Below are 25,072 nucleotides of genomic sequence, written 5' to 3'. Positions count from 1 at the left end.
ACATTACAAACCGTTAACAACAGCCTGGTGTATATTGAAAAATCTGCACGTTAATACTGGATTTCACTGGACGCGGCGGTGAGATAATTCCACGCCTCCGATTGCTCCATCGGACGGGAAAAATAGTAACCCTGCATATAGGGGATACCGCATTGTTCAAGTATTTGGCGCTGTTTATACGTTTCCACGCCTTCAGCAATCACCATAAAGTTGAGGCTTTTGGACATATTCATCACCGCCTGCACAATAGACAAACCCTTTTGTTCAATATGCTGAATAAAGGAACGGTCGATTTTAATGTAATCGATATTCATATTCTGGATAACGGAAAGACTCGAATAACCCGTTCCGAAATCATCGATAGATAACTTCACGCCGCACTGCTGCAACTGGCTCACTATTTGGTTAATTTGCATTTGGTCGGAGCGGAATATCGATTCCGTCACTTCCAGATGCAGCAAATGTCCGGGTATTGCGTATTGTTCGATAACCCGCTTAACGTGATTAACAAAGCCTTTATCATAAAACTGAATGAGTGAAATATTCACGCACATGCAAATATCTGCATTGCATTGGCGCATCTTCGCCAACGTCTTACAGGCTTCTTCCAATACCCAAATACCGACTTCGACGATGCGACCGCTTTGCTCCATCAACGGGATAAATTCAACCGGCGAGATTTCCTGGTCTTGATAACGCCAGCGCATCAAGGCTTCAAAACTGACAATCTGGCCTGCGGAGTCGACAATGGGCTGATACACAAGACGACATTCCTGCCGCTCAAGAGCCCCTTTTAACGCCTCGTTGAGCATGATTTTACGCAGCAGATTGTGTTCCAGATCGAGATTATAAAAAGCAACGCGTTCAGGATATTTGTCTTTTTGCGAATACATAGCGATATCAGCCAGTTGAATAAGACGTGTCATCGAAGTGCCGTGCTCTGGGCAGATCGCAATACCAATGGTCGCGTTCAGAGTGATAGTTTGGCCGCCTACGTCAATCGGCAACGAAAGGGTGTTTGTAATTTGCTGCGCGAGAGCGCTGATTGCCTGATGTCGGCTCTCTTTCACCAGCAGGATAAACTCATCACCACCCCAGCGGCACATCAACGTGTCGGCAGCGTTACAGCTTTTAAGCCGGTCACTGATATTCACCAACACGCTGTCGCCGGCATTGTGGCCGAGCGTATCATTAATATTTTTAAAGCCATCCAGATCGATAAAGAATATTGAAAACCCCTCGATATGATGTTGCTTAAAGTCTTGCTCTACGCGAACGACTGCGGATAAAAAAGCCGTGCGATTGTATAAACCGGTTAACGCGTCTTTATTTGAAATCTCATACACTTCCTCGGTTCTTATACGAATGGTTTCTTCCATGCGTGAGACGAGTTTTTTATTCCTGGAGCGCAATAAAATGGCTTCTTTAATATAATTTGCGGAGCGCGCAGATGAGATAATCATTATTACTGTGAAGCAAATACCCAGGCTGCCAAGATTAAATTTATATTGTTCAGGCTGCATCATGAGCAAGATTGACATCGGCATCAGGATAATAATGTTGTATAGCGACGCGAGCAGGAGACTTGCAGAAAGCAGGCTGCTGGCACCGCCGGCCATTGCGGCGAGAATGACATTGGTGGTGCTCAATTCTTCAATAGAAAATGTCGGGTAGAACACAACCGCATAGACGCTCCACATCACAGCGCTGAGTAAACAACCGCATGAAAATCGGAGCAACCAGGTTTTTGGGTTTCCCTCGGTTTGGCTTTTTGTCCACATCCTTGAATCAATAGTCCGTATGGCTAAGATCAAGGTCATCACCAGCCACCAGGTCGTTTTTTCCTGAAAATCGTTTCTGTCGACAAAAGTGAAAGCAAGCACGGTTGAGGCAATAAAGGTAATCAGAATGCCAGGTAACGAATTATTGTATAACAGCTTAGTGCCTTCTGACTGGTAAAGCTTTGAGTAATCTATTTTTTTTATCATTTTTATTCATCTAAGCTGCGTGGTTTTTATGGTATTACTACAATAATGTTAATGTTATTACGTAGTGAAACTATTTCTCCGTGCAACTATAAATTAAAACCTTATGTTATAAAACACTCTCTCCGTTAATCATTATTAAGACTAATGACATTGCCACACAAGAGCTTCTCTCTTTGGATGTGGCAATGAAATACCTCACGCGGGGGTTAGAAAAAGAATCTTGAAGGCGGCGTCTTAACAGCGCCAGTCGCCATAGCGGTCGTAACATTGCTCATTATGATAGCGGTGGGCATGGCGTGAATTGTCATCGTTATCGTCATTATCATTTTTGTCGTCGTGTTTGTGTTTTTCTTTATCCGCTTCATGTTTTTTATGAATACCGTACGCAATGCCACCTACGGCCGCCGCGGCGCTACCTGCCAACAACGCTTGTTGAGTGGGCGTCATATTATCCATTCCGCATCCTGTCAGGCCGAGAGACAATACAATTACAGCAATACAGCCTTTGCTTATCATCAATTTCATAGCGGTGTACCTATAAATTATTATTAATAATGACTGAGTTTCTGCATCAGGAAATAGTGGGTCTGATGTATCCCCTGATGTATGGGCTGCATCGTATTTGAGTTGTCACGCCAAAAGAAGAGGTCTGACCTGGTGTTTTTAACTGCTTTAACTTATTGATTTTTATGATTTAAAAAACAACAACTTTGATTTGTTATATCGAAATGACATTTTCAGATTATTTTTGTTATTTTTTATATAAACTCATTGGCAAATATCATTGTGCTTTCGTCGGATTAATTACAACTCCTTTACTTTTATTTATTTAAATATCCGAATGAAAGTGCGCAGGTAATGAAAATAACGTTTTTTAGGATTTATCCATTTCCAGAAAGACGTGAGGGTTATCGAAAGGTAAGAAGGAATCGCATTGCAGGCCCAATCTGACTACAATAGCGGCCTTTCGCCCATAACACAGAAAACAAATTCACTATGCGCCTGCACGCCAATCATCTCGAACTACTCAGTCCAGCCCGTGACACCGCCATCGCCCGCGAAGCTATTTTGCATGGTGCGGATGCGGTTTACATCGGCGGGCCTGGCTTTGGCGCTCGCCATAATGCCGGTAACAGCCTGCAAGATCTTGCAGAACTGGTGCCGTTTGCCCATCGTTATGGGGCGAAGATTTTCGTTACGCTCAACACCATTTTGCATGACAACGAGCTTGAACCCGCTCGCCGGATGATCCACGACCTGTATCAGGTGGGTGTTGACGCGCTGATTGTGCAGGACATGGGCGTGTTGGAAATGGATCTGCCGCCGATTGAATTGCACGCCAGTACCCAGTGCGATATTCGTAGCGTAGAAAAAGCGAAGTTTCTTTCTGATGTTGGTTTCTCGCAAATCGTGCTGGCTCGCGAACTGAACCTCAACCAAATTCGCGCCATTCACGAAAACGTCGATGCCACCATTGAATTCTTTATCCACGGCGCGTTGTGTGTGGCGTATTCCGGCCAATGCAATATTTCACACGCTCAGACCGGGCGTAGTGCAAACCGTGGTGATTGTTCCCAGGCATGCCGTTTACCGTACACGCTCAAAGACGATCAAGGCCGCGTTGTCGCCTATGAAAAGCACTTGCTGTCGATGAAAGATAATGACCAGAGCGCCAACCTGGCGGCACTGGTTGATGCGGGTGTGCGTTCCTTCAAGATTGAAGGGCGCTACAAGGATATGAGCTATGTGAAAAACATCACCTCGTATTACCGCCAGTTGCTCGATGAATTAATGGAGCAGCGCACGGATTTAGTTCGCGCGTCAGCGGGTGTGACGTCGCATTTCTTTATCCCTTCGCCGGATAAAACCTTCCATCGCGGTAGCACCGATTACTTTGTTAACGAGCGTAAAATTGATATCGGCGCGTTTGATTCGCCTAAATATATCGGCCTGCCAGTGGGCGAAGTGCTGAAAGTGGGTAAAGATTTCCTCGATGTAAATGTCACGGACTCTTTGACCAACGGCGATGGTCTGAATGTGTTGATTAAGCGTGAAATTGTAGGTTTCCGCGCCAATACGGTGGAGAAAACTGGTAAAAATCAGTACCGCGTCTGGCCAAACGAGATGCCGGAAACCCTGAAAAACGTGCGTCCGAATCATCCGCTGAACCGCAACCTTGATCACAACTGGCAACAGGCGCTGACTAAAACGTCCAGCGAACGTCGAATTGCGGTGGATCTGGAACTTAGCGGCTGGCAAGAACAGCTGGTTCTGACCATTACCAGTGAAGAGGGCGTCAGCGTCAGCAAAACGCTGGAAGGGCAGTTTGACGTGGCGAATAACCCTGAAAAAGCCTATGCCAACCTGCGTGACAGCCTGGCAAAACTGGGGCAGACAATGTACCAGGCGCGCAAAGTTGATCTGAATTTACCGGCAGCACTATTTATCCCCAACAGCCAGCTTAACCAGTTACGCCGCGAAGCGATTGATGAACTGAGTGACGCGCGTTTGCAGCAGTACCAACGTGGCAGCCGTAAAGCGGTGAGCGTACCGGCACCTGTCTATCCGGAAGAGCATCTCACGTTTCTGGCGAACGTTTACAACCACAAAGCGCGTGAGTTTTATCAGCGTTACGGCGTGAAATTGATTGACGCTGCGTATGAAGCGCACGAAGAGAAGGGCGATGTGCCGGTGATGATCACCAAGCATTGCCTGCGTTTTGCCTTCAACTTGTGCCCGAAACAGGCGAAAGGTTCAGTGAAAAGCTGGAAAGCATCCCCGATGCAACTGGTGCATCAGGATGAAGTGTTGACGCTGAAATTTGACTGCCGGCCGTGCGAGATGCACGTCATTGGCAAAATGAAGAACCACATCCTCAAAATGCCATTGCCGGGCAGCGATGTGGTGGCGTCTATCAGCCCGGATGAGTTGTTAAAGACCTTACCGAAGCAGAAGAAATAACCTTCTTAGCCTTCCTGCATCCGCAACTGATCGATCATCCAACGCCCTGCAAGTCCTGGGGGCGTTTTATTTGACCAGATAACATCAACTTCAATGCGCTGTGGCCAGCCTGCAACAGGCAGCTCCTGCAAAATATTGTGTCCAAACTGCTTAACCAACCAACGCGGTAAAATCCCCCAGCCAAACCCTTGTTCCGCCATTTCCAGCAGCATCAACAACGACGGTGAAGACCACATCGGGCCGCCGCTTTTATTACGTGTTGGATCAGTAAATGTGCTCAGACGAAGTTGACGGACCGTCTGCAAACTGTCCATTTCAACGGTTTTCAATTGGGCTAACGGATGCTGTCGATGAATAAAAATGGCCATTTCTGCACCGACCTGCAAACGCGCCACGCTGACATCAACCGGGTAACGTGGCTGCACACGCAACACGCCAACGTGCGCCCGGCCAATCTGAATCAGGTCGATAACGTCTTCATCTTCGGCAATCAGGCATTCAAATTCGATATCCGGGAAGCGTTGCGAAAAACGCTGGAGAATGGATTCGTGATGCGCCGTTTGCCAGACATCAGACAGCACAAAACTCAGGCGCGGTTCCACATCTGAGCCCAGGCGCACCGAGGCTTCATTGAGCCGCTCGCTTGCCGCCATAATCGACTGGATGTACGGCAAAATGTGCTTACCCTGCTCGGTCAGCATTGGCTGTCGGCTCTGGCGGTCAAACAGCGTCAAGCCGAGATCGGCTTCCAGATTGGCAATCGCACTGCTCACCGTTGACTGGCTCTTTTTAAGTTTGCGAGCCGCCGCAGAGAACGAGCCGGTTTCAACCGCTTGCAGAAACGCTTCGAGGGATTCAGGAGAGTATTTCATCATTCTGCATGTATCGTTTTTATCGATGGTTAATGACTTTATTCTACCACTAATATCGATGACAATGTGCGACATAGTCACAATGTTATGACTGAGTCTGGAGTGGATTATGCAATCTCAAAAAAGAACATTTGCCGAACGCATCGTGCATGCGGTGGGTTTCGAAGTTATCGCGATTGCGATTTGTGCGCCAGTAGCGGCCTGGATTATGGATAAGCCGCTGTTCCAGATGGGCGCGCTGTCAATTATGCTGTCGACCGTCGCGATGGTATGGAACATGATTTATAACGCAGGTTTCGATAAGTTTTTCCCCGTTGGCCAAAAGCGCCGAATGCCGTTGCGTGTGGCGCACGCCGTAGGGTTTGAAGGGGGCTTTATCCTGATCGGCTTGCCGATAGCTGCCTGGATGCTCGACATTACCCTGCTTCAGGCGTTTATGGTCGAGATTGGTTTCTTCCTGTTCTTCCTGCCGTATAGCGTGATTTATAACTGGGCCTTCGACACATTGCGTGTCCGCTGGTATCAGGGGCAGGCCGTTTCCACAAAATAACAGTGCAGCGTTTTGGCGTGAAGTCGAAACGCTGCCTCAGAAGGGCATCAGGCCGATGCTTTCCGCGCCACAATAAACAGACGCGGGAACAACATCAGCACATTGCCATCGGATTGTGGCGGATAGGCTTTCTGTAAAAATGCGTGATAACGCTCAAGAAACGCCTGCTGTTGAATGTTATCAAGGTTTGCGAGATACGGGCGCAAACCGGTGGAACTAAGCCAGTCAATAATCGCTCGCGCAGACGGCATCACGTGGAAATAGGTGGTCCGCCAGATATCCACCGTGCATCCTGATTGTGCCAGCACATCGTAATACTCTTGTGCGTCCAGTAATGCTTCGCGTCCTGAATCCGGTCTACCCAACTCAGCAGCCACCTGGCGCATCAGTGTGTGTGTCGGCTCTTGCCAGTTATCCGGCATTTGTACCGCTAAAACTCCGTTGTCGGCGAGTTGTGCGGCAAGATGTGGAAACAGCGTTGCATGGTCGCCCAACCATTGCAAAGACGCATTAGCATAAATGACATCTTGCTTCACCTCAGGCTGCCATAGCGCCACATCCGCGTTCACAAACTGGCAATCAGGCAAAGCGGTTCGCGCTTTTTCCAGCATCGCCGGGGAGTTATCAACGCCCGTGACCGTCGCTTGTGGGAACGCTTTACACAACAGTGCGGTGCTGTTACCGGGGCCACAACCCAAATCAGAAACATGTTGCGCACCAGGGTGCTTGAGTCGTGCGGCCAATTCAGCTGCCGGGCGGGTGCGTTCGGCTTCAAACTGCAAATAGAGAGCGGGGTTCCAGTCCTGCATCGGTTTATCCTCGGCTAAAATTCACTAATCAGAAAGTGTCCTGTCTTAGGTTACGACAAAATGTTGTAACGTGACGCCAGGAATCAGGTCAGGAAAACCTTATGAAAGTAACACGCAAACAGGAAAAGATCGTCCAGCGCACCCTGGAAGGTTGGCGTCAGGAAGGGGTCATCGATGCGGCTGAACAACAGCGGCTGCAACAACATCTCTCGGTGCAATTTTTTGACTGGCAACGTATGAGCCGCTACGCCTTCTGGGTAGCGCTGGCTTGCGTGATTATCGCCATCGGAAGTCTGGTCGCCGATGAATATCTGTTGGCGTTGCTGTTTAATTTTGGCTATGCCACCCGCGCCATTATTCTGGCGATAATAGCCATGGCTTTTTACGCGTGGGGTTTTCAGCGCCAAAAACGCACACCGGGAAAACGCTACAGCAATGAGGCGATCGTGTTCCTCGGCGTGTTATTCACCGCGCTCAGTTTATCGCAGGTCGGCATGGCGCTGGACAACGGCAGCGGGAATGTCGCTCCGCTATTTTTACTGGGCTGTGCGATTTATGGCGTGATGGGCTACCTGGCGCGTTCGGGGCTTATCTGGCTTTTTTGTCTGCTGGCATTAGGCAGCTTCTTCGGCTCCTCAACGGGCTATGCTTCGGGATGGGGGGCATATTGGCTCGGCATGAACTACCCGATTCGATTTGTGTTATTCGGAGCCGTGCTGCTGGCGGCCTGTTATTTACTTAAAACGCCATTACAGCAGCGCAATTTATTTAACGTCAGCAAAGCGATGGGGCTGCTGTATCTGTTTATCGCGCTGTGGATTTTGTCGATATTTGGCAATTACGATGTCGATATCTGGCAGAGCGTGCGCCAAATTGAACTGTTGCACTGGTCTTTGCTGTTTGCGTTGGCGGCAGTGGCGTGCATCTGGATAAGCCTGAAAACCGACGATGGCATGCTGCGTGGGTTCGGGTTAACTTTTCTCGGCATTAATCTCTACACGCGATATTTCGAACTGTTCTGGGACGGCACCAACAAAGTGATTTTCTTCCTGTTGCTTGCCATCTCGCTGGCGCTGGTTGGTCGCTACGCGGAGAAAATTTGGCGAATTGGGGAAGGGCGTTAGTCCTTAATGAGGATACCGATGGGTATCCTCACCCGACTTATGGTGTTGTTGTAAAGGTCAAATACCCCGCCACGCCACCCCCGCCATCTTTCGGATGATGAGCACCCTCCATAACGGTGACCTTAGGGAAATCAAACGGAGAAACCCCTTCGATGCAGGCAACGTTAACGCCGTATTGTTCGGGGTTGGAACGGCGTTGGTGGAAGGTGTAAATCCCGCATACGGAACAGAAAAAATGCACCGCTTCGCCGGTGTTAAAGCGGTATTCAGTCAGTTTATCTTTGCCCTTGGTAACGTCGATACCAGAGAGCGGAGCTGAGACTGCGATCGCACCGCGCATGCGGCAAAATGAGCAGTTACAGCGGCGAATGGTATTAAATCCATCGGTGAGTTCCACGGTAAAGGCGACGGCACCACAGTGACATTTCGCAGCCATTTTTTGATTCATACTAACCTCAGTTTCAGTTTTGATATCCGACAAGCTTAGTGGGTAACGACGGCTTGTCATTACACTGAGGCTGTCTTTTCGCATCATCTTTTGCGAGGATAGCGCCAAATTTCCAGCATAAAGAAAAAGGGTAACAAAATGGCTAAGCATCCTACGGGCAAGCATCTGCGTGCACCAATCGTGTTCAACGACAAAAACGTGTTGGTTTATGTGGTGCGCGGTTCAAAAATTGAAGATATGCCAGCAGACGAAGATGAAGATTATCCAGGCGACATGCAGATGTTGATGCCGCAACTGTCGAAAGAGTTTGATGCGGAATTAAACGAAACGCTGGAAGAATGCGGGTCGGGTGATGTGATTGTCTTTATGTGTACCACTGACATGATTTTTGAGTACGGTTACTCGAAGATTAAAGCGATGCGTACCGCGTAATAAATCTGGCCCGGCATCCATTGGTGCTGGGCTTTTTCGTTCATCCCTTCAGCGTATTTGTAACCCACCGTCATTATTCAATCAGACAACTCCTGGGGACGACGATGTTTCAACCGGGGTTGATTCAACGCAATACTTCACCTCTTGATCATTTACGCTATGAATGTAAGTAGACAGAATCGCAGCCTGCCCAATGGACTTGCCAACGAGCAAGACAGCATTCCGGGAATGAGGGCCTGCAAGGATATAGCAAACACAATGTAAAACAGGGGCACTGTTTTACTCATAATATTTAGAAAAGAGAGTTAATGATGAAAAAGATTATCCTTGCACTGTTAACCACTGCACTGGTCGCAGGAACGGTTTCTCCGGCATTCGCAATTTCTGCCTCTTACCGCGCCAAACTTGAGCATTCCGGTTGTACGCAAGTTTCCGAGGCGGATGGCAGCTGCAATGTCAACAAAAGCAAAGCGCAGAATCAAAAACATACTGTGGCCCATAAGAGCAAAACGCCGATGATTACCCATGACGGTAAACGTCTGCCAACTTGTGCTTCAACGGGGGGAAGTCAGGCGGATAACGGCACGACGTGCTGGTTCTGATGTGAGTTGAGTGAGTGAAAAATAAACCCTGGCGTTGCGTCAGGGTTTTTTCTTTTAGTGCTTCAAAAAAATTAGTGCCCGTAGAAAATATCGCCATTCATGGCGCGTAAAATTTTCCCTTCTGCGTCAGTAATCAACACATAGTTCCCGCCCATATATGTCCAGTGGCTCCCGGCCTCTGGCGCTGGCAGGTGTCTGATTTGCCAGGCATCAATCTGATAAGGCTTAGTGCGGTATAAATCCGGCACGATGTCGCCAATTTTGAATGGCTTGTAATCTGCATGGAACTCTGTGATTTCAAAAGAAGAAGTTTGCCCAGCAGGGGATGCGCCTGGCGCATTTTCGGCGTTAGCTGTGAACGCCATTGGCAAAGTACCGGCCATCAGGGCCGCGGAAAAAAACAACACATTCAATTTACGCATTTCAACTCCAGATAAATTCATCTGCTCAATTTCAAAATAATGCCGTTATCTCTATCACGTTGTTTAGCGTGAGGTAATCATTTTTTCGTTACCTGAAGTAAATGTCTTACGGTAGGCAACAGGCGTTGTTGATAACTTAGCGCGGAAATGGTGGCGCAATGTGGCGGTACTCCCAAAACCAACACGTTCGGCAATTTCGTCAATTGACAGCGTGCTGCTTTCCAGTAAATCACGGCAACGTGTCAGGCGCATATTGAGCAACCAACGTGAAGGCGTAGTGCCGGTTGTCGCGGAAAAACGACGTAAAAACGTTCTCGGGCTCATGCCGGTAAAAGCCGCCAGCGACTCAACGGTATGCTCATCGGCAAGATGGCTTTGCAGATAATCAAACAGCGGGCTGAGGCGCTGGCTTTCATAAGCGACAGGCACCGGCTGTTCGATAAACTGCGCCTGGCCGCCGACGCGATGCGGTGGCACAACCAGCCTGCGAGCCACGCTATTGGCGGCCAGTTGGCCGTAATCTCGCCGTACCAGATACAGACTTAAATCAATACCCGCCGCACTGCCTGCGGAGGTCAGCACCGAACCGTTATCGATATACAACACATCCGGCATCACCTGAATTTCTGGGTAGCGCTGTTGCAGTTTTTCGGTATAACGCCAATGGGTTGAAGCCTGTAAACCGTTAAGCAAGCCAGCGGCGGCCAGCACAAACACGCCGGAGCAAATCGACATCACTCGCGCACCGCGCAAATGTGCCGCGCGTAGTGCCTCGCATAATTCCTCGGGAACGGGTTCGTCGGCTCCACGCCAGCCAGGTACAACAATCGTTCCGGCTTGTGCCAGTAGAGACAGACCGCCGTCCACCGCCAACCGGATCCCGCCGGTCGCTTTAAGTTCTCCGGGCTCGATTCCTGCGACCGCAAAGCGATACCAGTTTTCGCCCATTTCCGGGCGTGGCAGGCCGAAGACTTCCACAACCACACCAAATTCAAAGGTGCACAGGCCGTCATACGCCAGTGCGACAACAAGAGGGTTTTGCATGAGTGCCCCAGGCGATTGTCATGATCTTCACGTTATCTGTCATTTATGCCACACGTCAAGACACACCCCGCGCTCTATAGTGATAACTCAGCACTATTCATTCACCATCATGAGGAATCACTATGAGTTACGTTACTGATTTTCCCGCTGCAAGTCCTGAAATCGCCGCCGCTCATTTCTTCCAGCGTCTGTGCCTCGAAACAGATTGCGATGATGTTCACAGTGCGATGAAAGAAGAAGACATGGATTTCGTCCTGCTGCATGTCGTGGGCTCACCGGAAGCCTTTGCCCGTCGCCATATTCCAGGGGCGCTGCATTTACGCCATCGGGATATGTCTGCTGAGCGCATGAGTGAATGGCCTGCGGATACGTTATTTGTGGTTTACTGCGCCGGGCCACATTGTAACGGTGCCGACCGCGCAGCGCTTAAACTGGCGCGTTTGGGGCGTCCGGTGAAAATAATGATTGGCGGAATTACGGGTTGGGCTGATGAGGGATTTAGCTTTGCCTGAGTGGTGAATCTGCTACCCGCAGGACGCTAACTGAGTGTAATCTGGGCTTCACTTTTGTGATGATTAAAGGAAGTAACAATGTCGATTTATAGCGAAACCAATGCGCAGTTCATCCTCGGTTTGAGCAACCTGTCCGCCATTCTTGAAAAAGCGGCTGTTTGGGCGAAAGAGAACAACAAATCTGAAGAAAGTCTGTTGCAGGCCGCACTTGCGCCAGACATGTACCCGCTGGTGCGTCAGGTACAAATCACCACGGATATGGCGAAACGTGCCGTTGCACGCCTGGCCGACATTGAAGCGCCGGTAATGGAAGATACTGAAACGACGATCGCGCAGCTTCAGGCTCGCATTGCCGCAACGGTTGAGTTCATGAAAGGCATTACCGATGCGCAACTCGATGGCGACGACGAGCGCCCAATCGTGGTGAAGGCACGCGAGCATGAATTGCGTTTCACCGCCCGCAACTATGTGTATAAATTTGCCACGCCGAACTTCTATTTCCACTTCACTACGGCTTACGACATTCTGCGTCAGGCAGGCGTGCCGCTAGGGAAGCGTGATTTTGTCGGCCCGATCTTCTAAACCCTGCATCCTGAAGTAGCTTGGGTTTAATCCGAAGGAAATGCGCCCGTTAACTGAGTTTATAATGGCGGTTCGGGCGCAACTTCTCGGGTAATTGCTCGCTCTCATCCATATCGTGTAAATCCCGCTCAATGGTGTTGCAAATGGCATCCAGCGGCAGGTCATTGTCTTCCGTGCCAAACGGCTCTTCCAGCTCTTCTGCCAGAGTGTCGAGCGAAATAAAGGTATACGAAATAAACACCGACAAAAATGGCGTCATGTAATGCAGGTCGGTCACCAGCGCAAACGGCAGCATGATACAAAACAGATAGACAGTACGATGCAGAATAAGCGTATAGGCGAACGGTATTGGCGTACCGGCAATGCGCTCACAGCCTCCGGCAACCGTCGAAAGATCGTTAAGATGATGATTCAGACTGCTCCACACGACGTCGGAAATCAGGCCCTGTTTGCGCTTATCGGCTAACCAGTCCCCCATCAGCAGCAATATACGATTGCATGGTCCATGGCTTTGACTCACCCACTGTAAGTCATCGCTGGACAGGTATTTCTTCAGCGTCTCATCTACCGGGCGCTTTCGTAATGTCAGCCGTAGCGCATGGCAAAACGCAATCTGCAAATTCACAAAAGCCGTTATCTGGCTTTCATTGCTGCCCAGCAGGCTTTTTGTCTCGCGTAATAACGAACGCTGAGTGATAGCCAGTTGCCCCCACAGCGTACGGGCCTCGTTAAAACGGGCGTAGCAGACGCTATTTCTGAAACCCAAAAATATCGCTATTGCGACACCAAGAATACTGAAGGGGGCGATGGTGAGTTTTATGCCGAGTGTTTCATACCACGGTAGAAAGAAAATCACGCTAATCGAGAGCGCGACATTCAACAGCAGGCGTGAATAGATTTTTTGTAGAACCGAACCATGCCAGACAAATAAGCGGATTAACCAGTGTTGCTGCGGACGAACAATCATAATTGGGAGGCTCAAAAACAGGACAGCATATTTAACGGCAAACTGTGACGTAGATCAACTTACACTTCACATTGTCTTAACAACATGAATTATTTTCAATATTCATGAAAGAACGTCGTTTGCCCACATGCACTGCATCTGCCATTCTCCACTTCATAAGATAGCCATCCAGATGGCTAAATGTTCAAATAATGAATTATCACCTCGCTAAATCAGTTAGCCGGGTCAGCGGAGAAATCACATGCCCCAGTCTTTATCCCATCGAGCGCCATTCCGTGCCGACATCGTCGGTAGTTTTTTACGTCCTGCCACCATTAAAAATGCCCGCCAGGCATTTGCCGTGGGTGAAATAGACGCCGTTCAGTTGCGAAAAGTAGAAGATGACGCCATCCGCGCATCGGTTGAACAGCAATGCGCTTGCGGCCTGCACGTCGTGACGGATGGCGAGTTCCGCCGTGCCTGGTGGCATTTTGACTTTTTTGATGGTCTGCAAGGTGTGGAACGCTACGAGTCAGAACAGGGCATTCAATTCAACGGTGTGCAAACCAAAGCGCATAGCGTACGGGTTGTGGGCAAACTGGGTTTTGGTGAACACCCTATGCTGGACGATTTCCGCTATCTGAAAAGTATCAGCGGCAACGCCGTGCCGAAAATGACCATTCCTAGCCCAAGTGTGTTGCACTTCCGTGGTGGCCGTAATGCTATCGACAGTACGGTATATCCTGATTTAAAGGCGTATTTTGACGATCTCGCTACCACCTGGCGCGATGCGATTCAGGCGTTTTACGCCGCAGGCTGCCGTTATCTGCAACTTGATGACACCGTGTGGGCCTATTTATGTTCGGACGCCCAGCGTAAAGAGATCCGCGAGCGTGGTGATGACCCGGACCAACTCGCACAAATCTATGCACAAGTGCTGAATAAAGCGCTGGAAGCCAAACCGGATGATTTGAAAGTCGGCCTGCATGTTTGCCGCGGCAATTTCCGCTCGACGTGGATTTCAGAAGGGGGATATGAGCCGGTGGCTGAAGTGCTGTTTGGTACGGTCAACGTCGATGCCTTTTTCCTTGAATATGACAACGATCGCTCCGGTGATTTTGCACCCTTGCGCTTTGTGCGTCCGGGCCATCAGCAGGTAGTTTTAGGCCTGATCACCACTAAAAATGGCGAGCTGGAAAATCCGCAGTTGATTCAGGCGCGCATTCAAGAAGCCGCGAAATTTGTCGATATCAACCAAATCTGCCTGAGCCCACAGTGTGGTTTTGCTTCAACAGAAGAGGGCAATAGCCTGACACCGGAACAGCAATGGGACAAAGTGCGTCTGGTGACGGAGCTTGCAGCGAAAGTCTGGTAACGAGGGGATACAGGGTGGATGATCGTCAGCAATATCCACCCTTGTTACCGATTTTACGCGAGCTTAAACACCGCCACGGTTTCATTAAGCGCCTGTGACTGCTCTTTGAGCGACATGGCCGCCGCGGAAGCTTGTTCTACCAACGCGGCGTTCTGCTGTGTCACCACATCCATTTGCACCACGGCCTGGTTGATTTGCTCGATGCCACGGCTTTGCTCACCGGTAGACACCGCAATCTCTTCCATCAAACTGGTCACTTGCTTAATCGCATTGGAAATACGCTGCATGCTTTCGCCCGCGCGGTTAACCAGATTGCTACCAATGTTGACCTGCTCGCCAGAAAGCTCAATCAACTCTTTGATCTCTTTCGCGGCTACCGACGAACGTTGCGCCAGATTGCGCACTTCGCTTGCGACGACGGCAAATCCACGCCCTTGTTCGCCAGCACGTGCGGCTTCTACCGCCGCATTCAACGCAAGAATATTGGTCTGGAAAGCGATGTCTTCGATGATGCTAATGATGTTATCGATCTTGCTGGAGCTCGATTCAATATTACGCATTGAATCAATAACTTCACTGACAATTTCATTACCGTCATTGGCCGCAACTAACATGCCACTCGCCAGTTTATTTGTCTGGTGAGAATGGTCAGAAGTCAGTTTCACCGTAACAGTAAGCTGTTCCATACTGGCGGCGGTTTCGCCCAACGATGATGCCTGTTCTTCGGTACGGGCGGAGAGATCGGTGTTCCCGGCGGCGATCTCTTCAGAAGCGTAAGCCACGGTCTGGCTCGACTCGCGCACCTGGCCGATAATATTTGCCAGAGAAACACGCATCTGCTCAAGCTCGCGCATCATCGCGCCAATTTCATCTTTGGCGGTGGCGACAATCGGCGTATGCAGCAAGCCGTTGGCGATTTCCGTGCAATGGGATTTCGCTTTATCCAGCTCGTTCAGCACCCGTTTTTTCAGCAGCCAGTAGACTGCGCCAAGAATGACGGCGAAGATCAGCGCAAAAATCGCGATGCTCATCAGGCTTTGTTTGAAGCTGTCTTGTGCATCCTGATTCAGTTGCTGCGCGTGTTGCTGACGAAACGTCAGCAGTTTATCCAGCGTTATCTCAAACTGCCGATCCAGTTGTGGCAGGGTGGATGTCATCAGCGTGCGAGCACGCGTGACATCGTTGGATTTGACGGCATCCAGCAAAGGTTGCAAACCTTGTTCACGATAGTTCACAAACGCACTCTGATAAGCATCGCTCAGCACCTGTTCGCCCGGTTGTTTTGGTGCTTCAAGATAAGCCTGAAACGCAGAGTTAGCCTTACCCAGCACGACCTGCGCGCCTTCCAGCGCCTGCTGTCCTTGTTCGTTCAACCCTTGCTCACGCTCCTCTAACGCCTCTATTGCGCGAACACGCATGGTGCGGCTGTGGTTAATCGGGTCGATCACCGATAACACCACGTTGATCTCACGGTTTACGTTATCCAGAGATTGATTGCTGCGGGTTAATGACCAGATGTTTGATGCGGTGCTGACCAGGAAAATAATCAGCAATGTGCTGAAAACCAGAATCGAAAAACGTCTGACTGACATACGATACCCTTGTGTTAAAAAAAAGATCTGACTCGTTTCAGCCAGTACAAAAGGGTTATCGGCAAGGCGGGCGGGATGTTTAGCCATACAAATAATCACATCAGAAAATAGTCATAATTGTGTCATATCGTTGCTTTATACCTCGTTTACCAAAATGGGTGACCAATACGACGGATGCGAACATCATGAAATTAAAACCTTTTGCGTTATTACTGACCGCTTTGTTACCTCTGGCTAGTCAGGCAGCGGAGCCGCACGTTGACCGTTACGTTGTCACATTTCCGCAGGGTGACCATGTTGAATATCAGGGGGCGTATGCCACGAATTTCCCGGATGGATTACCGGTTGGCGTGGGATCAGGCTTACAGTTTGTGGGTAAAGAAGGGGAAACGCTGGTTTTCGCCACCGTGACCGATCGCGGCCCGAATGCGGATTCGCCAAAATCAGGTAAAAAAGAGTCGAAAATTTTTGCCAACCCGAAATATGTCCCATTGATGATGACCCTGCGTGTGGCCGATGGCAAAGCACTGGCCACAGAAGCCCACGCGCTGCATGACGAAAACGGCCCCATCAGCGGTTTGCCTCTGCCAGAAGGGTTGATTGGCGCGACGAATGAAATCGCGTTGAGCGATACCTTGCAGCAATTGTCAGGCGACAAACGCGGGCTGGACACCGAAGGTATTACGCCTGACGGCAACGGCGGTTACTGGCTGTGCGATGAATACGGCCCATTCATCATCAATATCGACAGCAATGGGAAAATCCTCAAAAAGTACGGCCCGCAGGCAGAACAAGGCGAGCAGGGTGTTGCGGGCGGTTTGCCGAACATTCTCAAATGGCGCCAGGCCAACCGTGGTTTTGAAGGTATTACGCGGATGCCGGATGGGCGGATTATTGCGGCGGTACAAAGCACGCTGGATATCGACGGTAAAAGTAAAAACAGTGCGCAGTTTACTCGCCTGGTGAGCTTCAACCCGCAAACGGGTAAAACCAAGATGTATGGCTACCCGATTGATGTCGATGCCTACAAGAAGGCCAAAGACGCCAAAATTGGTGACATTGTTGCGCTGGACGATAACCGCCTGCTGATCATCGAACAGGGCGGCGATAAAAATAAAGTGATGCGCAATCTGGTTTATGTGGTCGATCTTCGCCAGGCAAGTGACCTGAGTACCTTCGATAAAGAAAAAGCACCTGAATTTGATGACGCGGCGCAATTGGCGGCACGTGGCATCAAATTGGCAGAGAAAAAAGAGGTTGTTGATCTGCGCAAACTCGGCTGGCAGCAAGAGAAAGCCGAAGGTATGACACTGATTGATAGCCAAACGATCGCCATCATTAATGACAACGACTTCGGCCTGCAAGCAGTGTTAGAAAACCCGGATGCCGGGGATACAAAAGCCGACGATTATGAAGTGGATGGCAAAGGTCATTTGACGCGTGACGGTAAAGAAGTCGCGACTAAAATCGCCTTAAAACCGCTGGAGAAACCCGAATCGCAAAACGAGCTGTGGGTGATTAAGTTGCCGGAAGCGTTGAAGTAGCGGATGCTCAGGGTGGATGAGCGTAAGCGACATCCACCTTTCCTGAACTTAAAAACTCATCGCCAGGCCTACGCCGTAACCGTTGGTGTTATTGCCGAACATATAACGGGCAACGAGCCGCGTGCGGGTGATGAACACATCATAATCACTGCTGTCGAGTTCTAACCCTAACCCAACGGACGACAGGCTGTTAAACCCGAGTTGGCCGCGCTGTTCACCCAGATATTCCGTATGTGCACCTTCCATCACATAACGTAGCGGTTTATTGAGCAGTTCCCAGTCGGAAATAGGCGCCCGGCGGCGCAGGTACAGCCCCAGATTTTGCGAGTTGGCCTCGCCCTGGACTGCTTCTGAAGTGCCACTGAAACTTTGCAGGGTCATATTGGAATAGCGCAACTCAACATCGATATCCTGCGGCTTTGAGAACAATTCATAATCGAGCATCAGCGAACCGCCTAGCCCATACGCATTGAGTCGCCCACCATTGAGAAAATCGAAATCTGCGTTGGTGCGCCTTTTGAAGACATAGCTACCAATACGTAAATCACTGGCCATGGTACCCAGCATAAAATTGGCGATGGGACGCAATACCAGATTGCCCCCCCATTTATCGGTATAGAGACTGAAATCCCAGCCAATCCCCCCGGTGGCGGTAAGACTGTTCCATTTAGTCGGTATTTTGCGAGTTTCAGTACCGTCAGACAGAACAAATTGCGGGTCATAACGGCTGTAACCCATCGTTCCTTCAAGGTAGATAGGGACTTCTTTGCTTACGGTCGCGCCGCCGCCGAATTGGGTAATGGAAAGGGCTTGCTTCTCACCACCTCCGCTCCCGATATTCAGGTCGCTGGCGGTGATGTCAGGCCAGACGGTGTAACTCATTAGCGCGAGCACCGAATCGGCGTGTTTTTTGGGGTTAATGGCGGCCGCGGCGAAACACGCCGAACTGGCCTGCATTAACGCAACGAACAAAATAAAACTGCGCGCAACCTGTACCGTCATGTTCTTCTCATACCCTCATTCAACAAGATGCTGAATACTCAATAAGATAAAGGTAATCGCAATCCTATTTATTATAGAAGCGTTAATTTATTCATAGCGTTTATCTTGCAACGTTGATCTCCATTACGCTGCGTATGGATTCCACCAGCGCCGAGGCGGCGGGGGACAATTCAGAGCCCATTAGCCGGGAAATTCCAATTTGCTCCAGCACAAGAGGGGGAAATGACGAAAGCTGAACAAGATCATTCCTGTAGGCCGCATCCGTGACGATAGATTGCGGGAGGATCCCCAACAAGTCAGTTTTCTTTAATAGCCACAATATATTGAAGAATGAAACGGTCTCAATGGAAGCGTGGGGTGGGTCGATATTTTCATGATTAAAAATGTTATCGAATTGCTTGCGTAACGTGGTTTCAGGTGGCGGTAAAATCCACGACTCTTTTTTTAATGCTTCTAATGTTGCATGGGGGTTTTGTTCCAGCGGATGACCGCGTCTGGCTACGATCATGGCGCTTTCACTAAATAGGGGTTGCTGGGCCACCACGGCGCTGGAACTAATATCGGATAATCGGCCAATTAAGAAATCCAGTTCTCCGGATATCAGGCGTGGGACGAGTTCACCACTGACGCCGTCTACAATTTTTATCCGAATATCGGGTCGGGTCGCGCTAAGGTGCGCAATGGCGGCCGGGACGATATAGCTCGAGCCGGTTAACACGCTGCCAATTGCCACTCTCCCGGCATGCCCCTTGCCGAGGGCGTTAATTGCCTGCGAAACATGGTCAAGCTGAGCCAGCACCATTTTACTGCGATCAACAAAAGCGCGGCCAAGCTCGGTCGGCGTCACTCCTCGGCGGTTTCGCAAAAACAGCTTTGCACCGACGGCATCTTCAAGGTCTTGCAGCAATTTACTGGCAGTGGGTTGGGATACATTTAACGCGCGTGAAGCGTGAAGCACGCTGCCATATTCAAAGAGGGCGATGGCCAGGCGAAAGTGCCGCACGGTCGCCCAGCGTTCCAGCCGATCGAGTCTCATGTGCTATCCGTTTTATGAATACCACGTGCAATATATATGCTATTTACGCATATCACAAACCGACTTAGACTCCATTTAAATAATCCAAGCGGAGTGTAAAACATGAAGATGAATAACCTGGAAACGGTAAAAAAATACTTTAAATATTGCGTCGATGGGAAAGATGCACAGCGCGTGACGGAATATTTTGATCAAGACGTAATTATTCACCGCCCTGATTGCGATGCGCCTATTCATGGAGTTGAAAACTTTAAACGTGCGTTAACCGAGCATGTTATTGATCGCTATGAATCTATTTCCACTACCTTCAGCAAAGAGGTGGTGACTGAAGATGTGGTGGTGGTGCATCTGAAACATGTCGCTCGTGGCTCAAATACCTGGCATGGATTTGATGTTCACGGTAAAGACGTCACATGGACGGCGTTAACGTATTTCCGCTTTAATGCTGAAGGCAAAGTGGTAGAAGAAATCGTTGAACGAAACGAATTATTTATGGCGAAGCAGGTTGGGATTATTAACTATAAATAATTTTGAATGTCGGATAAGCGCTAGCGCTATCCGACACATTATACCGATCCCCGACTGACCAACGTCCACTCCAGAATCTCATTCACTGTTTCCACTTCCGGGTTATCAATGCGCTCAAGCAGAAGCTGCACGCTGCGCACGCCGAGTTGATGCATCGGCTGTTCGATGGTGGTGAGTGGAGGGAAGGTGACAGCGCCAAAAGGGACGCCATCAAAGCCCATGATGGCGACATCTTCAGGTACGCGCAGGCCCTGTTCATGGGCGAAATGCAGTGCGCCGCCCGCCAGCGCATCGGAAATGGCGAAAACTGCATCAGGCGGTTCTGGCAGGGTAAACAGTTCCGCCATCGCTTGCACTCCGGCCTGATATTCCAGGCCATCGGCATACACCACGGCTTGCCAGTTTTTGCCGCAGGCTGCGCGATAACCCGCTTCCCGCTGCTGAGAATAGAGATAACGTAAATCGCCGTTAATCAAGGCGATACGTTTGTAACCCGCGCTGGTCAGGTGCTCGACTGCGGCGGCGGCCGCTTTAAAATTATCAATCGTGACCGACGAGGCGCGATAACCGGGATCGCCTTCGCCGCATTGTACCCACGGCGAGTCGCCGATTAACGTCGTCAGCCCCGGCAAACAACTGATGGCATCCATGGTGATAACACCGTCGACCACTTTACCGCTCAACAGACGCAAATAGGCCGATTCACGGGTCAGGCGGGATTCCGAATTACACAACAGAATGTGGTAACCGTGCTTTTCCGCTTCTTCCTCAATGCCGCGCACGACGCGGGCGCAGAAGGGATTGGTGATATTTGACACCAGCACCAACAGCATGCGGCTGCGTGAGGTTCGCAACTGACGCGCCAGCAGGTTAGGTTGATACTCACACGCCTTGATCGCCGCCAGCACTTTGTCGCGCGTGCCGGGTTTCACGGCAGGATTGCCGTTCAGCACACGGGATACAGTCGCAGTAGAAACCCCCGCAATTCGCGCTACTTTATCTATCGACATGTTGATCCTTTGCACGATCGGTTGAATTGTGAACCACATTCCATAATTGAATTGATACTACCAAATAATTCATCAGCATGATGGTAACCCCGCTGAAATCGATTACATTTTTAATGATCTGCGAATGTAATCGATTACAAAAACATGCCCGTCATTCTTCAAGCCGCAGGTACGTTGGCTGCACTCAGTCGCCCGAATCACTTACTTGAGTAAGCTCATCGGGACTCCTTCGATTGCCGCCTTCCTGCAACTCGAATTATTTAGGGCATACCTATAAATGATGCAACCTGTAGTGGAGGATTTATGTCTTCTCAATCGGCTGTTGGAGCACAAGTGGTTACCCATAAATGGGTGATTCCACGCCTGTCGTTAATGATGTTTCTCGAGTTTTTTGTCTGGGGGGCCTGGTACGTCACCCTCGGTGTGGTGATGGGCAAATACGGCCTGAGCGCGTTAATTGGCGATGCGTATTCCACCGGGCCGATTGCGTCCATTTTATCGCCGTTTGTTCTGGGCATGTTGGTTGACCGCTTCTTCGCCTCGCAGAAAGTGCTCGGCGTACTGCACCTGGTCGGCGCGGCGTTGCTGTGGTGGCTGCCTGGCATGTTCGAAAGTGGGCAGAGCGGTCTGCTGTGGATAATCTTCGCCTACATGCTCTGCTATATGCCTACCATCGCGCTGAGCAACAACGTGGCATTCCATAGTCTGGCAAACAGTGAAAAAGGATTCCCGGTGGTGCGTGCATTCGGCACCATCGGCTGGATTGTGGCGGGCTTGATTGTCGGCACCAGCGGGCTTTCAGACAGCACCGGTATCTTCACGCTGGCCGCCATTGCCTCCGTGGTGTTGGGGATCTACAGCTTTACGCTACCGAATACGCCTGCGCCGGATCGTGGCAAACCGCTGTCGATGCGTGACCTGTTATGTGCGGATGCGTTCGCGCTACTCAAGCAACGCCACTTTATGGTGTTTATCATCTGCGCCACGCTGATCTCCATTCCGCTGGCCGCTTATTACGCTTATGCCGCACCGTTTATTTCGGCGGTCGGTTTTGAAAACGTCAGCGGCGTCATGGCGCTCGGGCAGATGTCTGAACTGCTGTTTATGCTGCTAATCCCGTTCTTCTTCCGCCGTCTTGGCATCAAGATGATGCTGCTGATCGGTATGTTGTCGTGGTTCCTGCGCTATGCGATGTTCGCGCTAGGGATCACCGAAGAAACCCGTTGGATGATCTACATCGGCATCATTTTGCACGGGGTTTGTTACGACTTCTTCTTCGTTATTGGCTTTATCTACACCGATAAAGTGGCGGGGAACAAAGTGAAGGGGCAAGCACAAAGTCTGTTAGTGCTGTTTACCTATGGCTTAGGGATGCTGATAGGTTCGCAAATCAGCGGCGCAGTGTTTAACCGCTCGGTGACGGCGAAGGGTGCCGAAGGCTTGTTGCAATGGCAGCAGTTCTGGTGGATGCCAGCGATTGCCGCTGTAGTGATTTCAGCCATCTTCTTCTTCACTTTCAATTACAAAGAGGCTGAGCAGAATGGCAAATAAGCCGCTGCGCGTATTGGTCGTGGGCTGCGGAAATATGGGGGCCGCCCACAGCCTTGCGTATCAGCATTTGGACGAGTTTACACTCTGCGGGCTGGTGGCCCGCGGGGAGTCGAAAACTCACCTGAAAGCGCAGTTGGGGGCCGACATTCCGCTGTTCGAGAATTTGCAGCAGGCTATTAAAGAGACTCAGGCTGATGCCGTATGCATTGCCACCTGGCCTGATAGCCATGAGGCGCTGGCGCTGACGGCGCTTGCCGCCGGTTGCCATGTGTTTCTTGAAAAACCGCTTGCCACAACGGTGAGCGGGGCAAAGCGTGTTGTTGCGACGGCAAAGCTTGCGGACAAGAAACTGGTGGTCGGCTACATCCTGCGTCATCACCCCGTCTGGCAGCAGTTTATTACGCTGTCACACGGGCTTGGCAAACCGTTGGTTATGCGCATGAACCTCAATCAGCAAAGCAGCGGTAGCGCCTGGCACACGCACAAAATGTTGATGCAGTCGCTTTCGCCCATCGTCGATTGCGGCGTGCATTACCTTGATGTGATGTGCCAGATGACCCTATCCAGCCCGCTGTCAGTGAGCGCAGTGGGCGCGCGCCTGAGTGACGACATTCCCCTTGGGCAGTTTAACTACGGCCAGCTTCAGGTGCGTTTTGCCGACGGTTCAGTCGGCTGGTACGAAGCGGGTTGGGGGCCGATGATGAGCCAAACGGCCTTCTTTATTAAAGATGTCATTGGCCCGCTGGGGTCGGTGTCCATCGTGGCGCGAGAAGCCGCGGGTGAAGGGCAATCGGCGAATGTCGAGGCGCACACGCGTACCGAGTCGTTACGCATTCATCATGCCCAATTAAATCCGCAGGGCGAGTTTGCTCATAAGGATGAGTGGGTGACGGCAACCCATGAGCCTGACCACTTCGCCTTGTGCCAACTCGAACAACAGTTTTTTGCCCGTGCCATATACGACGATAGCGATTTGGCGCTTCATCAGCAGCAGGCGATTGAAAGCCTGGCCGTGGTGCTGGCGGCGGATCGCGCGGTTCGTGAACAACGCACGGTGATGATTAAGGAGATGTTGTAATGAAAACCCTGAAAGGGCCATCCATTTTTCTTTCGCAGTTTATTACGGATAACCCCCCGTTTAATTCGCTGGACTCCCTTGCCGTCTGGGCTGCGGGTCTGGGTTATAAAGCCGTACAAGTCCCCACACACTTACCGCATATTTTCGATCTCGCCAAAGCCGCACAAAGCCTGGAATACTGCGCAGAAATTCGCGCTGTGTTGGCAAAAAGTGGGCTGGAAATCAGCGAGCTTTCAACTCACCTGCAAGGGCAACTGGTTGCGGTGCATCCGGCGTATGACGCGGCATTTTCTGGGTTTGCGCCACCGGAAGTGGCACACGATGCCAGCGCTCGTCAGCAATGGGCGGTGAATAGCCTGAAACAGGCCGCACGCGCTTCACAAAATTTAGGCCTGAAAGCGCATGCCACTTTTTCTGGGGCACTGGCCTGGCCCTATTTTTACCCGTGGCCGCCGCGTAACGAACAGCTGATTGACGAGGCGTTTCGTGAATTAGCCGCCCGCTGGTTGCCTATTTTAAATTGCTTCGATGAAGCGGGCGTAGACGTTTGTTTTGAGTTACATCCCGGCGAAGACTTGCACGATGGCGTCACCTTCGAGCGTTTTCTGGCGTTGGTTGATAACCACCCGCGCTGCAATATTCTGTACGACCCGAGCCATATGTTGCTGCAACACATGGATTACCTCGGTTTTATCGACCACTACCACGCGCGAATCAAAGCCTTCCACGTTAAAGACGCTGAGTTTCAAACATCTGCAAAAAGTGGCGTATACGCGGGTTATCAGCCGTGGATTGACCGCGCAGGCCGTTTCCGTTCGTTGGGCGACGGGCAGATTAACTTCAAGGGGATCTTCAGCAAACTAGCTCAATATGACTATGCCGGATGGGCTACGCTTGAATGGGAGTGTTGCCTGAAATCAGGCGATGCGGGCGCGCGCGAAGGAGCCAAATTTATCGTCGATCATATTATTCCGGTGGCCGACTATGCCTTTGACGACTTCGCAAACAGCAAAAGTGAAACATCTGCGGTGCGTCGTATGCTCGGGCTGGAGGAGTGAGTAACC

Annotated in this window: 25 protein-coding genes; 13 read left to right on the top strand and 12 right to left on the bottom strand. The window is 50.5% G+C overall.

Annotated elements, in window-relative coordinates; genetic code table 11:
• Positions 1–50 precede the first annotated feature (50 nt).
• Together BSPA111_RS12650 and BSPA111_RS12645 are read right to left on the bottom strand one after the other, a co-directional pair.
• Positions 51–1,988, bottom strand: coding sequence for a bifunctional diguanylate cyclase/phosphodiesterase (locus tag BSPA111_RS12650; RefSeq protein ID WP_183271518.1), 1,938 nt, complete (start codon positions 1,986–1,988; stop codon positions 51–53).
• Between the two features lie 234 nt (positions 1,989–2,222).
• Positions 2,223–2,444, bottom strand: a complete 222-nt coding sequence (locus BSPA111_RS12645) for a hypothetical protein (protein WP_183271517.1) — start codon at positions 2,442–2,444, stop codon at positions 2,223–2,225.
• 540 nt (positions 2,445–2,984) lie between these two features.
• On the opposite strand from BSPA111_RS12645, the gene BSPA111_RS12640 reads away from it, so the two are divergent.
• A complete protein-coding gene (locus BSPA111_RS12640) occupies positions 2,985–4,949 on the top strand; it encodes a U32 family peptidase (RefSeq protein ID WP_183271516.1) in 1,965 nt (654 codons plus the stop codon).
• A gap of 5 nt (positions 4,950–4,954) precedes the next feature.
• Here BSPA111_RS12640 and BSPA111_RS12635 read toward each other — a convergent pair whose 3' ends face one another.
• Positions 4,955–5,821: a LysR family transcriptional regulator gene (locus BSPA111_RS12635; protein ID WP_183271967.1), complete on the bottom strand. Its 867-nt coding sequence runs from the start codon at positions 5,819–5,821 to the stop codon at positions 4,955–4,957.
• A gap of 109 nt (positions 5,822–5,930) precedes the next feature.
• Between BSPA111_RS12635 and BSPA111_RS12630 the strand changes: the two genes are divergently transcribed.
• On the top strand, positions 5,931–6,371 hold the full coding sequence (locus tag BSPA111_RS12630) for a multidrug/biocide efflux PACE transporter (RefSeq protein ID WP_183271515.1): 441 nt from the start codon (positions 5,931–5,933) through the stop codon (positions 6,369–6,371).
• 47 nt (positions 6,372–6,418) lie between these two features.
• Here the strand turns inward: BSPA111_RS12630 and tam are convergent, their stop codons facing one another.
• Entirely contained in the window at positions 6,419–7,180 is a 762-nt protein-coding gene (gene tam / locus BSPA111_RS12625) for a trans-aconitate 2-methyltransferase (protein ID WP_183271514.1), read from the bottom strand.
• A gap of 101 nt (positions 7,181–7,281) precedes the next feature.
• Here tam and BSPA111_RS12620 point away from each other — a divergent pair, with 101 nt between their 5' ends.
• Positions 7,282–8,304 carry a DUF2157 domain-containing protein gene (locus tag BSPA111_RS12620; RefSeq protein WP_183271513.1) on the top strand — a complete coding sequence of 341 codons (1,023 nt, stop codon included), beginning with the start codon at positions 7,282–7,284 and terminating at the stop codon, positions 8,302–8,304.
• Positions 8,305–8,341: 37 nt separating this feature from the next.
• Here the strand turns inward: BSPA111_RS12620 and BSPA111_RS12615 are convergent, their stop codons facing one another.
• A complete protein-coding gene (locus BSPA111_RS12615) occupies positions 8,342–8,752 on the bottom strand; it encodes a GFA family protein (RefSeq protein ID WP_183271512.1) in 411 nt (136 codons plus the stop codon).
• 138 nt (positions 8,753–8,890) lie between these two features.
• Between BSPA111_RS12615 and BSPA111_RS12610 the strand changes: the two genes are divergently transcribed.
• Together BSPA111_RS12610 and BSPA111_RS12605 are read left to right on the top strand one after the other, a co-directional pair.
• Entirely contained in the window at positions 8,891–9,184 is a 294-nt protein-coding gene (locus tag BSPA111_RS12610; protein WP_183271511.1) for a hypothetical protein, read from the top strand.
• Between the two features lie 308 nt (positions 9,185–9,492).
• Entirely contained in the window at positions 9,493–9,786 is a 294-nt protein-coding gene (locus BSPA111_RS12605) for a hypothetical protein (RefSeq protein WP_183271510.1), read from the top strand.
• A gap of 71 nt (positions 9,787–9,857) precedes the next feature.
• Here BSPA111_RS12605 and BSPA111_RS12600 read toward each other — a convergent pair whose 3' ends face one another.
• Positions 9,858–10,208 (bottom strand): RcnB family protein, encoded by a 351-nt coding sequence (locus tag BSPA111_RS12600; RefSeq protein WP_183271509.1) that lies wholly within the window; start codon positions 10,206–10,208, stop codon positions 9,858–9,860.
• Positions 10,209–10,271: 63 nt separating this feature from the next.
• A complete protein-coding gene (gene ftrA / locus BSPA111_RS12595; RefSeq protein ID WP_183271508.1) occupies positions 10,272–11,252 on the bottom strand; it encodes a transcriptional regulator FtrA in 981 nt (326 codons plus the stop codon).
• Between the two features lie 122 nt (positions 11,253–11,374).
• Here ftrA and BSPA111_RS12590 point away from each other — a divergent pair, with 122 nt between their 5' ends.
• Together BSPA111_RS12590 and BSPA111_RS12585 are read left to right on the top strand one after the other, a co-directional pair.
• Positions 11,375–11,764 (top strand): rhodanese-like domain-containing protein, encoded by a 390-nt coding sequence (locus tag BSPA111_RS12590; protein WP_183271507.1) that lies wholly within the window; start codon positions 11,375–11,377, stop codon positions 11,762–11,764.
• Positions 11,765–11,842: 78 nt separating this feature from the next.
• On the top strand, positions 11,843–12,346 hold the full coding sequence (locus tag BSPA111_RS12585; RefSeq protein WP_183271506.1) for a DUF1993 family protein: 504 nt from the start codon (positions 11,843–11,845) through the stop codon (positions 12,344–12,346).
• Between the two features lie 49 nt (positions 12,347–12,395).
• On the opposite strand, the gene BSPA111_RS12580 is transcribed toward BSPA111_RS12585, so the two are convergent.
• Positions 12,396–13,313 (bottom strand): bestrophin family protein, encoded by a 918-nt coding sequence (locus BSPA111_RS12580; RefSeq protein WP_183271505.1) that lies wholly within the window; start codon positions 13,311–13,313, stop codon positions 12,396–12,398.
• A 241-nt stretch (positions 13,314–13,554) separates the two neighbouring features.
• On the opposite strand from BSPA111_RS12580, the gene BSPA111_RS12575 reads away from it, so the two are divergent.
• A complete protein-coding gene (locus BSPA111_RS12575; protein WP_183271504.1) occupies positions 13,555–14,667 on the top strand; it encodes a cobalamin-independent methionine synthase II family protein in 1,113 nt (370 codons plus the stop codon).
• Positions 14,668–14,720: 53 nt separating this feature from the next.
• On the opposite strand, the gene BSPA111_RS12570 is transcribed toward BSPA111_RS12575, so the two are convergent.
• Positions 14,721–16,259, bottom strand: coding sequence for a methyl-accepting chemotaxis protein (locus BSPA111_RS12570; protein ID WP_183271503.1), 1,539 nt, complete (start codon positions 16,257–16,259; stop codon positions 14,721–14,723).
• Between the two features lie 185 nt (positions 16,260–16,444).
• Between BSPA111_RS12570 and BSPA111_RS12565 the strand changes: the two genes are divergently transcribed.
• Positions 16,445–17,803 carry an esterase-like activity of phytase family protein gene (locus BSPA111_RS12565; protein ID WP_183271502.1) on the top strand — a complete coding sequence of 453 codons (1,359 nt, stop codon included), beginning with the start codon at positions 16,445–16,447 and terminating at the stop codon, positions 17,801–17,803.
• A 48-nt stretch (positions 17,804–17,851) separates the two neighbouring features.
• Here the strand turns inward: BSPA111_RS12565 and BSPA111_RS12560 are convergent, their stop codons facing one another.
• Both BSPA111_RS12560 and BSPA111_RS12555 read right to left on the bottom strand, forming a co-directional pair.
• Positions 17,852–18,760: a hypothetical protein gene (locus tag BSPA111_RS12560; protein WP_255459285.1), complete on the bottom strand. Its 909-nt coding sequence runs from the start codon at positions 18,758–18,760 to the stop codon at positions 17,852–17,854.
• A 145-nt stretch (positions 18,761–18,905) separates the two neighbouring features.
• Entirely contained in the window at positions 18,906–19,841 is a 936-nt protein-coding gene (locus tag BSPA111_RS12555; protein ID WP_183271500.1) for a LysR family transcriptional regulator, read from the bottom strand.
• A 102-nt stretch (positions 19,842–19,943) separates the two neighbouring features.
• Here BSPA111_RS12555 and BSPA111_RS12550 point away from each other — a divergent pair, with 102 nt between their 5' ends.
• Positions 19,944–20,369, top strand: coding sequence for an ester cyclase (locus BSPA111_RS12550; RefSeq protein ID WP_183271499.1), 426 nt, complete (start codon positions 19,944–19,946; stop codon positions 20,367–20,369).
• Between the two features lie 38 nt (positions 20,370–20,407).
• Here the strand turns inward: BSPA111_RS12550 and BSPA111_RS12545 are convergent, their stop codons facing one another.
• Complete coding sequence (locus tag BSPA111_RS12545; protein ID WP_183271498.1) at positions 20,408–21,379, bottom strand: LacI family DNA-binding transcriptional regulator; 972 nt, start codon at positions 21,377–21,379, stop codon at positions 20,408–20,410.
• Positions 21,380–21,682: 303 nt separating this feature from the next.
• On the opposite strand from BSPA111_RS12545, the gene BSPA111_RS12540 reads away from it, so the two are divergent.
• Genes BSPA111_RS12540 through BSPA111_RS12530 form a run of 3 tightly spaced genes read left to right on the top strand, consistent with a single transcriptional unit; the run spans position 21,683 to position 25,066 of the window.
• Positions 21,683–22,930, top strand: a complete 1,248-nt coding sequence (locus tag BSPA111_RS12540; RefSeq protein ID WP_183271497.1) for an MFS transporter — start codon at positions 21,683–21,685, stop codon at positions 22,928–22,930.
• Complete coding sequence (locus BSPA111_RS12535) at positions 22,920–24,008, top strand: Gfo/Idh/MocA family protein (RefSeq protein ID WP_183271496.1); 1,089 nt, start codon at positions 22,920–22,922, stop codon at positions 24,006–24,008. Before BSPA111_RS12540 ends, BSPA111_RS12535 begins: the two co-directional genes overlap by 11 nt.
• Complete coding sequence (locus BSPA111_RS12530) at positions 24,008–25,066, top strand: sugar phosphate isomerase/epimerase (RefSeq protein WP_183271495.1); 1,059 nt, start codon at positions 24,008–24,010, stop codon at positions 25,064–25,066. Before BSPA111_RS12535 ends, BSPA111_RS12530 begins: the two co-directional genes overlap by 1 nt.
• The last annotated feature ends 6 nt before the right edge of the window (positions 25,067–25,072 follow it).

The sequence above is a fragment of the Buttiauxella sp. A111 genome, from assembly GCF_014189855.1.
Lineage (GTDB): Bacteria > Pseudomonadota > Gammaproteobacteria > Enterobacterales > Enterobacteriaceae > Buttiauxella > Buttiauxella selenatireducens.
The sequence above is the reverse complement of the archived record's forward strand: the minus strand, read 5'-3'. Positions and strand labels throughout refer to the sequence as shown.

Coding starts and splice junctions, on each gene's coding strand:
- BSPA111_RS12650 (WP_183271518.1), bottom strand. CDS start 1,988: ATGATAAAAAAAATAGATTACTCAAAGCTTTACCAGTCAGAAGGCACT.
- BSPA111_RS12645 (WP_183271517.1), bottom strand. CDS start 2,444: ATGGATAATATGACGCCCACTCAACAAGCGTTGTTGGCAGGTAGCGCC.
- BSPA111_RS12640 (WP_183271516.1), top strand. CDS start 2,985: ATGCGCCTGCACGCCAATCATCTCGAACTACTCAGTCCAGCCCGTGAC.
- BSPA111_RS12635 (WP_183271967.1), bottom strand. CDS start 5,821: ATGAAATACTCTCCTGAATCCCTCGAAGCGTTTCTGCAAGCGGTTGAA.
- BSPA111_RS12630 (WP_183271515.1), top strand. CDS start 5,931: ATGCAATCTCAAAAAAGAACATTTGCCGAACGCATCGTGCATGCGGTG.
- tam (WP_183271514.1), bottom strand. CDS start 7,180: ATGCAGGACTGGAACCCCGCTCTCTATTTGCAGTTTGAAGCCGAACGC.
- BSPA111_RS12620 (WP_183271513.1), top strand. CDS start 7,282: ATGAAAGTAACACGCAAACAGGAAAAGATCGTCCAGCGCACCCTGGAA.
- BSPA111_RS12615 (WP_183271512.1), bottom strand. CDS start 8,752: ATGAATCAAAAAATGGCTGCGAAATGTCACTGTGGTGCCGTCGCCTTT.
- BSPA111_RS12610 (WP_183271511.1), top strand. CDS start 8,891: ATGGCTAAGCATCCTACGGGCAAGCATCTGCGTGCACCAATCGTGTTC.
- BSPA111_RS12605 (WP_183271510.1), top strand. CDS start 9,493: ATGATGAAAAAGATTATCCTTGCACTGTTAACCACTGCACTGGTCGCA.
- BSPA111_RS12600 (WP_183271509.1), bottom strand. CDS start 10,208: ATGCGTAAATTGAATGTGTTGTTTTTTTCCGCGGCCCTGATGGCCGGT.
- ftrA (WP_183271508.1), bottom strand. CDS start 11,252: ATGCAAAACCCTCTTGTTGTCGCACTGGCGTATGACGGCCTGTGCACC.
- BSPA111_RS12590 (WP_183271507.1), top strand. CDS start 11,375: ATGAGTTACGTTACTGATTTTCCCGCTGCAAGTCCTGAAATCGCCGCC.
- BSPA111_RS12585 (WP_183271506.1), top strand. CDS start 11,843: ATGTCGATTTATAGCGAAACCAATGCGCAGTTCATCCTCGGTTTGAGC.
- BSPA111_RS12580 (WP_183271505.1), bottom strand. CDS start 13,313: ATGATTGTTCGTCCGCAGCAACACTGGTTAATCCGCTTATTTGTCTGG.
- BSPA111_RS12575 (WP_183271504.1), top strand. CDS start 13,555: ATGCCCCAGTCTTTATCCCATCGAGCGCCATTCCGTGCCGACATCGTC.
- BSPA111_RS12570 (WP_183271503.1), bottom strand. CDS start 16,259: ATGTCAGTCAGACGTTTTTCGATTCTGGTTTTCAGCACATTGCTGATT.
- BSPA111_RS12565 (WP_183271502.1), top strand. CDS start 16,445: ATGAAATTAAAACCTTTTGCGTTATTACTGACCGCTTTGTTACCTCTG.
- BSPA111_RS12560 (WP_255459285.1), bottom strand. CDS start 18,760: ATGCAGGCCAGTTCGGCGTGTTTCGCCGCGGCCGCCATTAACCCCAAA.
- BSPA111_RS12555 (WP_183271500.1), bottom strand. CDS start 19,841: ATGAGACTCGATCGGCTGGAACGCTGGGCGACCGTGCGGCACTTTCGC.
- BSPA111_RS12550 (WP_183271499.1), top strand. CDS start 19,944: ATGAAGATGAATAACCTGGAAACGGTAAAAAAATACTTTAAATATTGC.
- BSPA111_RS12545 (WP_183271498.1), bottom strand. CDS start 21,379: ATGTCGATAGATAAAGTAGCGCGAATTGCGGGGGTTTCTACTGCGACT.
- BSPA111_RS12540 (WP_183271497.1), top strand. CDS start 21,683: ATGTCTTCTCAATCGGCTGTTGGAGCACAAGTGGTTACCCATAAATGG.
- BSPA111_RS12535 (WP_183271496.1), top strand. CDS start 22,920: ATGGCAAATAAGCCGCTGCGCGTATTGGTCGTGGGCTGCGGAAATATG.
- BSPA111_RS12530 (WP_183271495.1), top strand. CDS start 24,008: ATGAAAACCCTGAAAGGGCCATCCATTTTTCTTTCGCAGTTTATTACG.